We start from the raw sequence: 12,680 nt of genomic DNA on the forward strand, positions 1-12,680 counted from the left end.
GAGAGATCGAAACGTGAAAAACATCCTGTTCGTCTGCAGTCAGAACAAACTTCGCAGCCCGACGGCCGAACAGGTCTTCGCGAGCTGGCCTGATATCGAAGTCTCCTCGGCCGGCACCAATAACGATGCCGAAAACCCGCTATCGAACGAGCTGATCGAATGGGCCGATATCGTCTTCGTCATGGAGAAAGCTCACCGCACGAAAGTCCAGGGCAAATACAGGTCAGCTCTCAAGGACAAGCGATTGATCTGCCTTCATATTCCTGACAACTACGATTTTATGGACCCCCGCGCTCGTGCAACTGCTGAAGGCAAAGGTGCCCCGGCATCTCTGAGCTCGCTCATGCGACCGCAAAATCGCCGCCCCGAACAGAAGGCGGGCGCGCCAATGGTGGCAACTTGCGCCGAGCTGCGGGGGCCGATGTCAAACTTGTTGAGAGACATATTCCGGAAACTCGGCCGCACCGCGACTTAGGGCTTTCACCATCAACAGGCCGTCGTCGAAGTAGCCATTTCTCGCGTAGAACTGGTGCGTACGCTCCCTTCCCAGAACCATGGCGATACGGACCACAGCGCATTCAGTCCGCTCCGCCTCCGCCTCGATCCACGCCATCATCTTGCCGCCGATGCCCTGACTGCGCAGGGCGCTGTCTACCACCACATTGTCCGCCTCGACATACTTGCCGCACCACAACTGAGTGCCAGTCCAAAAACCCGACGCACCCACCATCCGTTCGTCGATGTATGCTGCTATGCAGCGGTAGTTGTTCTGTGCAAACATGGCTGAAAGTCGTTGGCAAACCACGGCCTCACTCAGGCGACTAACCTGGCTGTACAGCGGGAAAATTGTCATCATCTGATCGAGGCCAGCCAGTTCGCGGATGATCACTTCGTCGGACACAGCAGCCCCCTATCCTCTCGATCGCATGATTGTGCACGCGAACTTGATCATGATCCATAGGCGTGAATCGCTTACAGTGGACCACCGGTCTTCCCATTGCCACAGACTGCGCTTATAGCTCCCCGCCCGTTCAGATCGGACAAGGAGGAGAGTGATGAACGCCAAAGATGTCGCCGCCCATTGGGAGAGCAATGCTGAGACCTGGACGATCTATAGCCGCGCCGGCTATGACAAATATCGCGACGCGCTGAACACGCCGGCCTTTCTTGACATGCTGCCGCCGGTCGCAGGCCTTGCTGGGCTCGACCTTGGCTGCGGCGAAGGTTCCAATACCCGCGCCGTCGCCCGTCTCGGCGCCCGCATGACCGGGCTCGACATCGCCCCGACCTTCATTCGCTATGCCCGCGAGAGCGAGGCAGAAGCGCCGCTCGGCATCGACTACGTGCTCGGCGACGGCCAGAGCATCGATTTCCCGGAGGCGAGCTTCGATTTCGTCACCGCCTTCATGTCGATGATGGACATGGCCGACCAGCGCGAGGTGCTGAAAGGCATCCACCGGGTCCTGAAGCCGGGCGGCTTCCTGCAGTTTTCGATCCTGCACCCCTGTTTTGTGCCGCCGACGCGCCGCAATATCCGCAATCAGGCCGGCGAGCCCGTCGCGGTCGAGATCGCCGATTATTTCGACGAAAGCGACGGCCGGATCGATCGCTGGATCTTTTCCTCCATCGCCGAGGCCGAACGGGCGACACTGACGCCGTTCGCCGTTCCGCGTTTTCACCGGACGCTGTCGACCTGGGTGTCGATGATCGTCGAAGTGGGACTGACGATCGAAGCTTTCGGCGAGCCGATGGCGTCAGTCGAGGTGGCGCTCGCCGAGCCAATGGTCGCCGATACCCGCATCGCGCCGATCTTCCTCCACATCAGGGCGCGCAAGGCGTAAGGCCTGTTTTCCCGCCGCCACCGAGGTTTGGATGGAGGGTGAGTTCTCACCCGGGTTCTCACCCAACATCATCGTCGCACGGCGACCACCGAGCTGGCGCGATAGCGCGAGAGCTGGACTCGATTGGATTGGTTGCCGCCGAACAGGTAGACGTACTGCCGGCGCTGGTCGATGTGATCGAACAGGCTGACATGAAAGCGCCGACCGGTGCGGATCACCACGACATCCCCTCGCCTGGCGGAGCGGACGCCGACCGGCTTGCCGAACTTCCTCCAGGACGCCGCCATGTTGGGGTTGGGCGGCGGTTGCCGCGAAGATCGCTTGGCGACAAAGGCCAGGAACGCGCCGCACCACGATACCCTGCGCGGATTGATGCTGAGGAAGGAGATGGAGCGTTCGTGCATGCTCTTGTACTTGGACGCCGTGCCGAGCATGTCCGCCTCACAGGGCACGGCAAGCGCCGTGAGGACGATGACGAGAATAACCTTCATAGTTACCCACCATTGTTTGTATAATGTTGAAATTCCGAAATGTGGCGAAGAATAAAACAGGCGCGGCAACGTAGATGCGAATTATGGCATGATTTAGAAACAACTAATACTGGCATTTTGGCGGCGGAAATTTGTCCGAAGCGAGGCGCAGAGCACCGTGGGCGAGCCTCCCCTTGCGGCCGGAGACCGCCATCACAAACCCCGCAATACATATGTTTTGCTAGGCCGAAAGGCTGGAGTCTCGCCATCGCAACCAGGTCCATTCAAAGGAGATGGACTGTGTCCGCAATGCTTGAGCAGCAAAACCATTCGCCAAGAGTTGACGACAGGGCGCGGAATTAACCCCTCACCTATACGAGCTATATTTCCGATAACCGCCAATAATACTTCGGCGCGATAGGAAATACATTGAGTTCGCCAAATTCACCAGCGAAAGCCGGAGGTTGCCCCTCCGGTTGCGGACGTGAACGAGCTTACGACAGCGCAGGCCGGCGTGGCGGGTCAACCGTGTGGTTGCGCCGGTTCGGGTTGGCCTGTGACCGGTGCAGGATCAGCAGCAAGTGCCCTGGTGACCAGCAGTGCTGCGGCGAGAACAGGGACGACCGCCCAGTACGAAAAGCGGATGCCGAAGTGTTCGGCAACGAAACCGAGTAGTGGCGGCCCGGCGAAAAACACAAGGAACGTCGTCTGCCCGAGCGCTGCAACGTTGACGGGTGCGGGTCGATCGGTGCGTCGGGCCGCAGCCGAGATGGCAAGCGGATAGACTGAAGAGCAGCCGATACCTGTCAGGCCAAAGCCTGCGAGCGCGATAGCAGGGTGTGTCGCCGTCGCAACCATGACAACACCGATGGTCGCGATCCCAAGGAGAGTGATGGCGACCGGCCGCGGAGTGAAGCGGTCGATGACAGGGTCCATGCCGAGCCGTCCGATGGCGATGAACGAGGAGAAAATGGTCACGCTGAGCCCGCCGACGAAGGGTTCGACCGCGAACACGTCGCGCATATAGATCGCCGACCAATCGACGCTTGCGCCTTCGGCAAGAAGCGGAGCTGCGGCGACAAGGCAAAGCGGGAGCAGTCCGATCGTGGGAAAAGCGATGATCGGCGTATCTCCGGGGTGAGCGTCCTGCCGCCGGGGCGCATTCTCGATCCCGGAGAAAACGATCGACCCGGCAATCAAGACCGTCACCAGGACGATGAAGCTATGCAGTTCGATGGAGACGGCAGCCTGCCGCATGCCGGCGGCAACGAGGGCGGTGATGCAGAAGCCGAGGCTCCACATGCCGTGAGCCCGGCTCATGATGCGGTACCCAAGCAGCGCCTCACGGCGATCGGTTTCGATATTGGCGTTGATCTCGAACGCGCCGGTGAAAACGCCGGCAATGAAGAACAATGGCACCGCCAGGAGAGCTGAAGGCATCCAGGGGATCAGCGCGAAAAACAGCGCCGCACCGAAGACGGTGACGAAAGCCGTGGTGCGCGCACCGAGCCTCTCGATCAACCTCACCGAGAACGTCAACCCGCAGAGAACCCCGGAGGACATGACAGCGAGCAAAAGGCCCAGCTCTCCCTCGGTCAGGCTGAACTTGAGCTGAAGATCGGGCAGCCGCGAAACAAACGCGCCTAAGGAAAGGGCCACGGCAAACTGGATGAAGAAAATGCGGTGGTGCGGCTTCATCTCGGCACTCTGCTCCGATTGGGGCGGGATATCGGCGGCATAACCGGACATTCCGACGAAATGGCGACTGGCTGAGAAACCCGCGATCTCAGGATTATCGACCACCGCTGCTGACATTCCCTGTCAGCATGATGCCGCCGCCGCTGATTTCACAATTCAATGCCGAGCAGCCGCTCCAATTGAAGGCTGCAAAATAAGTCGCGCCGAAGGGCCACCTTGTCAACGGCACCCGCAGAGAGCGCGACAAGGAGGTTCGAGGTTGCCCGCTCCCCGAATTGAACAGACCACGCTAAACCGGCTGAAGGAGGACGTGTCGCTTCTTGCCGACCGAAAGCCGGATCACGCCGTTCTGGATGTCGGAGTCGCCAAGCCGCAATGCCTCGTCTTTAACGCTGCCGCCGTTCACCCGCACACCGCCGCCGACGATCAATCGGCGTGCTTCACTTTTCGACTTGGCGAGCCCGGCAACGACCATGGCGTCAACGAGCGGAAAGGCACCGCGAAGGCTATGCGGGAGCCTGACCGTCGGAAGACCCGCCGGCACCTCGCCCGCTTCGAAGATGCGCCGGGAAGTTTCGGAAACTGCCGCATCGAGCCCGTGGCACAGGCTCGTGATCTGGTCGGCAAGGATCTTTTTCGCTTCGTTGATCTCGGAATCCCGAAGCACTTCGAGGCGTGCAATTTCGCCTAAGGGTAACTCGGTGAACAGCCTGAGGAAACGCCCCACATCGGTATCCCCGGTGTTTCTCCAAAATTGCCAGAACTCATAGGGCGACAACCGGTCGGCGTTGAGCCAAACCGCCCCTGAAACGCTCTTGCCCATCTTCGCGCCCGACGTCGTCGTCAGTAGCGGAGCAGTCAATCCAAACAGGGTGCGTCCACCGATCCGCCGTCCAAAATCGACGCCGCTGACAATATTGCCCCACTGGTCGGAGCCACCCAGTTGAAGCAGGCAGCCGCAGCTTTGTGCGAGGATATGGAAGTCGTAGGCCTGCATGACCATGTAGTTGAATTCCAGCAATGACAGCGATTGCTCTCGTTCCAACCGTTGGCGCACACTCTCCGATGTGAGCATCCGGTTGACTGAAAAATGCGGCCCGATATCGCGCAGGAAATCGAGGTAGTTGAGCCCGCCCAACCAGTCGGAATTGTTGACCATGACAGCATCGGTCGGGTTGTCCCCGAAAGCGAGGAACCGCTCGAAGACACGCCGGATGCCGATCAGGTTTTTCGTGATCTGCTCTTGACTGAGAAGGGGACGCGACGTGTCGCGGAAGCTCGGATCGCCCAGGCGGCTTGTCGCGCCGCCGAGCAAAGCGATGGGTTTGTTACCGGTCTTCTGGAACCACCGCAGCATCATGATCGGAATGAGATGCCCGACATGCAGGCTGTCGGCGGTAAGATCGAAGCCGTTATAGGCCGTGCCGGCCCCTGAACAAAGCCAGATGTCTAGTGCTGCCAAGTCGGTGCATTGATGCAGGAAGCCGCGCTCGCTCAAAGTGCGAAGAAAGTCGGATCTAGGTCCGGTGGGCTGGGGGGATAGTATCACGAGGGTCTCCATTTGGGCCGATGAGGCCGGAGACCATCTGTTGACACACGTGCCGCCGACCGTGCGGCGTCTCAAGTGTCAGGAATATGACCTTGCGCCGCTCTATGGGAGCAGCGTGTAATACAAGCTCGAAAGGTTCAGGGCGCAGGTCATGTATTCTTTTTATCATGCGACAGCGCAATCACAAGGGGATGCGAACTGGCGATATTTGAACGGATCGCAACGCCCCTCCCATCTCCGCATCTGTCCCTCACAAAAAATTCGCACCCGCATCAATTTGCTTGCCGTTCTGCAATGCGGCATATGTTTGTTCTCATAGGCAAGTGGCATGAGCGGGGAACCATGACGTCGACGCATATGGATAAGACGGGGGATGGCGCCGGCGGGAAGGGCTTTGTCGGACTGGTCATCGGCGCGGTCGGCGTCGTCTATGGCGATATCGGCACCAGCCCGCTCTATGCCTTTCGCGAGGCGCTGAGGCCGTTTGCCGCCGATGGCGTGCATGAGGCCGAGGTCATCGGTCTGATTTCGCTGATGGTCTGGACGCTGACGATCATCGTGACCTTCAAATATGTGCTCTTCCTTCTCAGGGCAGACAATGACGGCGAAGGCGGCGCGCTTTCGCTCCTCGCCCTCCTGATGAAGAAGATGGGACGAAACGTGCCGGTGCTCTTTTTCGCCGGCCTGATTGGCGCCGCCCTCTTCATCGGCGATGCGATGATCACGCCTGCCTTGTCGGTCATGTCGGCGCTCGAAGGCCTGAAACTGATCACACCCGCCTTTGCCGAATACGTCCCGCTTGCATCGGCGGCAATCATGATCGTTCTGTTTGCCGTCCAGTCGAGGGGAACGGCCGCCGTTTCCAAGCTTTTCGGGCCGATCACGGTGTTGTGGTTTCTAGCCATGGCGGCTGGCGGCCTGATCCATATCGGCGACGACTGGAGGATCCTGGCCGCGCTCAATCCGGCCAATGCATTCCTGTTCCTCACCCATGCCGGCAGCGTCGGCCTCATCGTGCTCGGCGCCGTTTTTCTGACGGTGACGGGTGCTGAGGCACTCTATGCCGATCTCGGGCATTTCGGACGCCGCCCGATCCAAATGGCATGGTTCGTGCTTGTCTTTCCCGCATTGCTGCTGAATTACCTCGGGCAAGGCGCGCTGGTTCTCGCCCATCCCGAAACGGCGGGCAACCCGTTCTTTCTGATGTATCCCGACTGGGCCTTGCCGCCGATGGTTCTCCTGGCGACGATGGCAACGATCATCGCCAGCCAGGCGGTGATCACAGGTGCATTTTCGCTGTCCCGCTCGGCGGTTCACCTCGGCTTCCTGCCGAGGCTCAGGATCAAGTTCACGTCGGAGACCAACACCGGCCAGATCTACGTGCCGGCCGTCAATCTTCTCCTGCTGGTCGGCGTGCTGATGCTGATCTTTTCCTTCGGCGACTCCGAGTCGCTGGCGACCGCCTACGGCATCTCCGTGACGGGAACCATGGTCATCTCGACCATGCTGGTCTTCCAGTTCCTTCGGGTCGTCTGGGGCTACTCCCTCGTGCTCGCCGCCGCCTGGCTGCTGCCGCTCTTCACCATCGAAGTCATGTTCCTGGCGGCCAATCTGCTGAAGATCTACGATGGCGGCTGGGTTCCGGTCGCCCTTGCGCTGGCGATCATGATCCTGATGTGGACATGGACCCGAGGCCAGGCCTATCTGAAGAGACTGCGGGCCAACAACGAGATCCCGCTCGATTCCTTCATCAGGTCGATCGAGCGAAAGTCGGACCATTCGCCGGTCACCGTTCCGGGAACGGCAGTCTTCCTGACCAGCGTCCCGGATCGGACGCCGAACGTTCTGCTCCACAATCTCAAGCACAACCACGTGCTCCACGAACAGAACGTCATCCTGACCGTCTGGACCGAGGACGAACCTTATGTTCCCGACAGCCGCCGCATCAAGATCAGCCAACTCTCGCCGCGTTTCGTCCGCCTCGACATCACCTTCGGCTTCATGGACGACCCTGACGTCACCAGGGCATTGGCTCTTTGCCGGGAGGGCGGCTTCAAGTTCGAGATCATGAGGACCTCCTTCTATCTCGGCCGCCGGAACCTCGTCAGGACGCCGAACACCGGGTTGCCCGCCTGGCAGGAGCGCATATTCATGGCGCTGGAAGGCTTGGCGATTGACCCTTCCGACTATTTCAACCTGCCCTCCAACCGCGTCGTCGAACTCGGCGAACAAATCGCCATTTAGGGTAGGACGCCACCCGGCGGCGACATCAGGATCGCGCAGGTATCAGTCTAGATATCGCAATGCGTTGACGATGAAGCCGAAGGCGCAAAGCGCTGAACCTCACGCCTTGGCTGAGATCGCGCTCAGTTCCTCGAGATCGAGATCCCGTTCCAGCTCGTCTAATGTTTCGTCGTCGATGTCGCCGGCGCGATGGAGGCGAATGAGCTCCCGGCGTCCAGTGGCAACGGCTTCGAGAACGACGTCGAAATGAGCATGGAGCACCGGTACGTAATGCTCCGTTCTCTCGGCATAGTCGACGATCGCTGTGGCCCTGCGCTGATAGCGCTCCAGCAATTGCGGGTGAATGAGCGTTCCCTCTGCGTCATATGCCAGGTTTTTGACGATCCCGAGTTGCACCTGTGCCATGGCGGCTTCGGCCTGGCTCATGGTGAGGCGCGCTCTTTCCGTCTCCGGTGCCAGCCGCGCCCAGGCAATCACCCGCCCCAATGTCGTGCCCTGCACCAGCACGGTTCCGAGAATGACGGCGAAGGATGTGGCAAGGATGAAGTCACGGCCCGGGAACCCCTCGGGCAGGCTGAGCGCCAGGGCGAGCGTGATCACGCCGCGCACACCTGCCCAGCTGAGAACCGTCGCGCCGCCGACGCCGAGCGGCTGAGCTCGCGTCACCCCCAGGGCCGCACAGAACTTGATGATGAGATCGGAGGCGAAAACCCAGGCAAACCGCGCCACCACCAGCGTGAGGAGGATCGCCAGCATCGCTAGTCCCATCGTCGCGATCACGGTGGTTAAGCCGCCGCCGCGTTCGACGACATCCCGCAGCGACAACCCGATCAACGTGAAGACTGAAGCCTCCATCAGGAAGGTCATCACGGTCCAGAACGACGTGCCGCGCATGCGCGTTGCGGCCGAAAATACGGTGTGCTGGTGCCAGGACGCGATCAGGCCGGTGGTGACGGTGGCGATGACGCCGGAAACATGCAGCAACTCTCCGAGCAGATAGGAAATCCAGGCAAGCAGCACCGTGGCTGCGATGATCAGATATTCGTCGCCGAGACGCCGGGCGAGCTTGACCCATGCCGTCCCCACAACGACGCCGACGACGGCGCCGCCGAGCGCCAGCACGAAGAAGCTGCCGACCGCCTCCCCCGCGCTGAAGGCTCCGGTTGCGACGGCGGCAACGGCAAAACGGAAAAGAACCAGGCCGCTCGCATCGTTGAGCAGGCTCTCGCCTTCCAATAAAATCTGCAGCCGCCGCGGCAGCCTGACGCGCTCGAGCACGGCGCGCGCCGAGACCGCGTCCGGCGGTGCAACGATCGCGCCAAGGGCCGCGCAGGCGGCCCAGGGAAGCGACGGAAAGATAAGATGGGCCACGACGGCCACCACCGCACAGGTGAACAACACCGCGCCGACGGCCAGCGAGGCGATGCCGATCATATGGCGCCGCAACCGCGCCAGCGCGATGGCCCAAGCGCCGTCCATGAGGAGCGGCGGCAGGAAGATGACGAGCACCAGCTCCGGATCGACTGATATCGCCGGCAACCCCGGCACAAACGCCAGCAAGGCGCCGCCGGTCAGCAGCGCGACGGACGGCGGCAGTCCGAGCCGGTGGGCGGCATAATGCAGCGCGATGATCGCAAGAAACATCGCGATGACGAGCTCGAACAAGTGTGTTGGTTCCATATGCCTCTGCCCCGGCTCGGAAACGAATTTTGGATGCCTACTGCATATTTCAAAGCGGAATCGATTCAAGGACAAAATTATCCAGCAATTCAACGCGTTACAGCAGTCTTTGCGCGATTGAATCGACGAGACGCCTTTGAGCAACCGTCCACTTGCTAACATCGGCAGAATACGCTTTCTCGTCAATACGTTGCGCGAACTGGAATGGCCACTTCGAACCCAGCTAACGGCTCTGCGGGCATCTGATGCCGATGATCTCGTTGGCGCCGATCATTGCCTGGATTTAATTGGAATTTTCCGCGCATCCTCCTTAAATCCTGCGTCTTGAGGCAAAGGAAGACAGATGAAGAGGCGAACCCTTGTACTTGGAGGTGCGGCCATTGTCGCATCATCCGTGGCTGCGGTGGCGATCTGGCCACGGCGGCATGTCGTTGTTGCCGCCAGGACATTCGACTGGAAGGGAACGGATTTCGTGAGCGGCGGCACGAAATCGGTTACCTTGGAAAAGCTGCCCGAGCCGCTCTTCCGCAGCCGTCCGAATTGCGTCGTAACCGTCGCCCAGACCCTTGGCCCCTGCCATGTTAACAATGTCCCGGCTCGTCAGGACATCTCGGAAGGAAAGGCCGGGCTGCCTTTGCGGTTGGCCGTTCGGATCGTCCACGCAGCCGATTGCCGGCCGGTCGAAAATGCCGATATCGAAATCTGGCATACCGATCACCGCGGCATCTATTCCGGCCGCGAGGCTGCGCAGATGTGTACACTTGGCGATGCCGAGGCCATCAGCGGGCTTGCCTTCCGCGGGCGCCAACTGACGGATGCCAAGGGGCAGGCAAGCTTTTTGACGGCCTATCCCGGATGGTACAAGGGCCGTACGCCGCATGTTCACTGCCTCATCCTCGTCGAGGGCAAGGAGCTTCTCGTCAGCCAGATCTATTTCGATGATGTGCTGAGCGATATCATCTATGGCGAGCATCCGGACTATATTGGACGCCCTGCCCGCGATACGCGCAACGACGAGGACGGCCTCATCCCGGAGGATGCGGCCGACCACATCTTCGATTTCGAAAAGCTCGATAGCGGCGTGCTGTCCGCTACCATCACCATCGGCCTCTCTACCTGAGCGGGGCAGCGGCGAGGTTCCACACCCTCGATCACGACGACCTCTCCGGCCGTGGAACCCGAGACGAGGAAAGCGTCAAGGTCGGCATATCGGTCGGGGACTATATGCCCGCATACCATTCATAACCGCGATCCTCCCAGAAGCCGCCATTGCCGCCGTAGAGCTGGCCGAGATCGGCGACGGCTTCGATGCCGGTCAGGTATTTTGCCTGCTTGTAGCCGAGTTGGCGCTCGACCCGGAGCCGAAGCGGCGCGCCATGGGCGACTTCGAGATCGCGGCCGTTCATGGTATGGGCAAGGATCGTCTGGGGGTGGAACGCATCGACGAGATCGATGCTTTCATAGTACCAGCCGCTGCCGTCGAGCGTCTTTTCATATTCGTCGGCGCAGTGGAAGACGATGTAGCGGGCTTCGGGTTTGAGGCCCGCCGTCTGAAGCAGCGCACCGAGCGGCACGCCGGTCCATTTGCCGATCGCGCTCCAGCCTTCGACGCAGTCATGCCTCGTGATCTGCGTGCGGGCCGGCAGGGCTTTCAGATCCGCCAGCGTCAGCTGCATCGGCCTGTCGACCAGCCCGCCGACCTCGAGCTTCCAGCTTGAAAATCGCTGGTTCATCCAGTCGATATAGCGGGCATTATCTGGCATGCTCGTGCCGTTGGCCCGGAAGGTCGGCGAGATATCGGCTTCCGTGAATTCGCGGGCGAGCGCGTCGTCACCGAGCAAGAAGCGTTGCGTCTTCATACTGAAGCCTTCGGCGATCTTCAGCACCGATTTCGTCCGATCGCTTTCGACGAGCGCATCGCAGCCGGCGAGCCCCAGCGCCGATGCCGTCATGGTCGCGCCGATCAGGAAGCGACGCCTGGTGATGATGCGGCTCATGACTTTCCTCCCTGCTCGATATCGTAGTAACCGGTGATCATCGAGCGCAGATTGTTGAACACGCCCGAAACCAGCACCATCGCCACATGCACGGCGACGAAGGCGACGAGCGAAAAAGCGGTCAGGAAATGCAGCGTGCGGGCCGATTGCCGGCCGCCGAACAGATCCAGCAGCCAAGGCGCAACCGCATTGAAGCCCGGCGACATGGTAAGCCCCGTCCCGATCATCAGCGGCAGCAGAACGAAGATCACGGCGACATAGGCGAGTTTCTGCAGCGTATTATAATGGCGTGCCTCGGCCCCCTTGGGAAAGCGCAGCCGGGCGTGACTGACGATCTCATGGCCGAGATGCGAAGGCTTCAGTTCTACGGCCGCCGGCAGCAGATCGCGGCGGAAATGCCGGCTGATAAAACCATAGGCGAGATAGATGAAGCCGTTGATGACGAACAGCCAGGCAAAGAAGAAATGCCAGCGCCGGCCCGATGCCAGATCCTGGTAGTTCGGCAAGGTCAGCCAGTTCGGAAAACCACGTACCGCAGCCTCGCCGTCGACATTCGAAACCCCGAGTATGCCCGTCGTGTCGAAGCTCAATCCGCCGATGCGCGTCACGCCCTTCAGCGCATCGCCTTCCTGTTCCGCTTCCATGGAAATAAAGGACGGATCGTTGTCGGCGCCGTACTGGCCCCAATAGAGCGCCGGATGGGCGTTGAATATCTGCAGGCCGCTGTACAGCAGCACCGTCATGCACAGCACGTTTACCCAGTGCGACAGGCGCACCAGCAGGCCATGGCGGTAGAAGAGCGTGCCTCCGCTCGCCATGCCGGCATCAGTCGTGGCCATGGTAATTCCTCCGGATCGATATGAAAGGTCTTCGCGAGAAAAGGACGCGGCCGCCGGCCAAATAGTTTTCAGCGGCCGCGCCCAAAGCTTACTTCATCGCGTCGCAGGCCTTCGTCATCGTGTCCTTCTTCATCGTGTCCTTCTCCATGCCGGCGTTGTGCATGCAGTCGGCCTTGGTGCTGCCGGTCGCCATGGTGTCCTTCTTCATTGCATCCTTGGACATCGCATCCTTCGACATCGTGTCGGTCTTCATGCTGTCTTTCTTCATGGCATCGCTGCTCTGGGCGCTGGCAGCACCGGCAAGCGACAGGCCGATGACGAAGCTGCAGGCGGCAAGGCTGGAAAGGATCTTGGTCATGAGG

The 12,680-nt window shown here is 60.5% G+C and carries 11 protein-coding genes and 1 pseudogene; 4 read left to right on the forward strand and 8 right to left on the reverse strand.

The features are described 5' to 3' along the window. The first annotated feature begins 13 nt into the window (after window positions 1-13). A pseudogene (locus ACM5SV_RS13870) lies at window positions 14-335 on the forward strand (low molecular weight protein tyrosine phosphatase family protein). 89 nt (window positions 336-424) lie between these two features. Here ACM5SV_RS13870 and ACM5SV_RS13875 read toward each other — a convergent pair. Further along, window positions 425-901, reverse strand: coding sequence for a GNAT family N-acetyltransferase (locus ACM5SV_RS13875; protein ID WP_221992396.1), 477 nt, complete (start codon window positions 899-901; stop codon window positions 425-427). Window positions 902-1,055: 154 nt separating this feature from the next. Here ACM5SV_RS13875 and ACM5SV_RS13880 point away from each other — a divergent pair, with 154 nt between their 5' ends. Continuing rightward, window positions 1,056-1,841: a class I SAM-dependent methyltransferase gene (locus ACM5SV_RS13880; RefSeq protein ID WP_222014105.1), complete on the forward strand. Its 786-nt coding sequence runs from the start codon at window positions 1,056-1,058 to the stop codon at window positions 1,839-1,841. Between the two features lie 68 nt (window positions 1,842-1,909). On the opposite strand, the gene ACM5SV_RS13885 is transcribed toward ACM5SV_RS13880, so the two are convergent. From ACM5SV_RS13885 to tyrS, 3 genes are all read right to left on the reverse strand, one after another. Further along, window positions 1,910-2,332 (reverse strand): TIGR02594 family protein, encoded by a 423-nt coding sequence (locus ACM5SV_RS13885; protein WP_012758016.1) that lies wholly within the window; start codon window positions 2,330-2,332, stop codon window positions 1,910-1,912. A gap of 501 nt (window positions 2,333-2,833) precedes the next feature. Beyond that, window positions 2,834-4,009: an MFS transporter gene (locus tag ACM5SV_RS13890; RefSeq protein ID WP_221970874.1), complete on the reverse strand. Its 1,176-nt coding sequence runs from the start codon at window positions 4,007-4,009 to the stop codon at window positions 2,834-2,836. A 289-nt stretch (window positions 4,010-4,298) separates the two neighbouring features. Continuing rightward, the gene (gene tyrS / locus ACM5SV_RS13895) at window positions 4,299-5,558 is read right to left on the reverse strand and encodes a tyrosine--tRNA ligase (protein ID WP_221992448.1); all 1,260 of its coding nucleotides are present in this window, start codon (window positions 5,556-5,558) and stop codon (window positions 4,299-4,301) included. Between the two features lie 342 nt (window positions 5,559-5,900). On the opposite strand from tyrS, the gene ACM5SV_RS13900 reads away from it, so the two are divergent. After that, window positions 5,901-7,802: a potassium transporter Kup gene (locus ACM5SV_RS13900; protein WP_012758018.1), complete on the forward strand. Its 1,902-nt coding sequence runs from the start codon at window positions 5,901-5,903 to the stop codon at window positions 7,800-7,802. Between the two features lie 99 nt (window positions 7,803-7,901). Here ACM5SV_RS13900 and ACM5SV_RS13905 read toward each other — a convergent pair whose 3' ends face one another. After that, window positions 7,902-9,482 carry a Na+/H+ antiporter gene (locus tag ACM5SV_RS13905; RefSeq protein WP_419425328.1) on the reverse strand — a complete coding sequence of 527 codons (1,581 nt, stop codon included), beginning with the start codon at window positions 9,480-9,482 and terminating at the stop codon, window positions 7,902-7,904. 343 nt (window positions 9,483-9,825) lie between these two features. Between ACM5SV_RS13905 and ACM5SV_RS13910 the strand changes: the two genes are divergently transcribed. Continuing rightward, on the forward strand, window positions 9,826-10,602 hold the full coding sequence (locus tag ACM5SV_RS13910; protein ID WP_113545936.1) for a protocatechuate 3,4-dioxygenase: 777 nt from the start codon (window positions 9,826-9,828) through the stop codon (window positions 10,600-10,602). 100 nt (window positions 10,603-10,702) lie between these two features. Here ACM5SV_RS13910 and ACM5SV_RS13915 read toward each other — a convergent pair whose 3' ends face one another. From ACM5SV_RS13915 to ACM5SV_RS13925, 3 genes are all read right to left on the reverse strand, one after another. Beyond that, window positions 10,703-11,479, reverse strand: coding sequence for a molybdopterin-binding protein (locus ACM5SV_RS13915; protein ID WP_012758021.1), 777 nt, complete (start codon window positions 11,477-11,479; stop codon window positions 10,703-10,705). Further along, on the reverse strand, window positions 11,476-12,318 hold the full coding sequence (locus ACM5SV_RS13920) for a cytochrome b/b6 domain-containing protein (protein ID WP_221992399.1): 843 nt from the start codon (window positions 12,316-12,318) through the stop codon (window positions 11,476-11,478). Before ACM5SV_RS13920 ends, ACM5SV_RS13915 begins: the two co-directional genes overlap by 4 nt. Before the next feature lie 88 nt (window positions 12,319-12,406). Further along, on the reverse strand, window positions 12,407-12,676 hold the full coding sequence (locus ACM5SV_RS13925) for a pentapeptide MXKDX repeat protein (RefSeq protein WP_222014106.1): 270 nt from the start codon (window positions 12,674-12,676) through the stop codon (window positions 12,407-12,409). Between the last annotated feature and the right edge of the window lie 4 nt (window positions 12,677-12,680).

The sequence above is a fragment of the Rhizobium sp. CRRU65 genome, from assembly GCF_048551595.1.
GTDB lineage: Bacteria > Pseudomonadota > Alphaproteobacteria > Rhizobiales > Rhizobiaceae > Rhizobium > Rhizobium leguminosarum_J.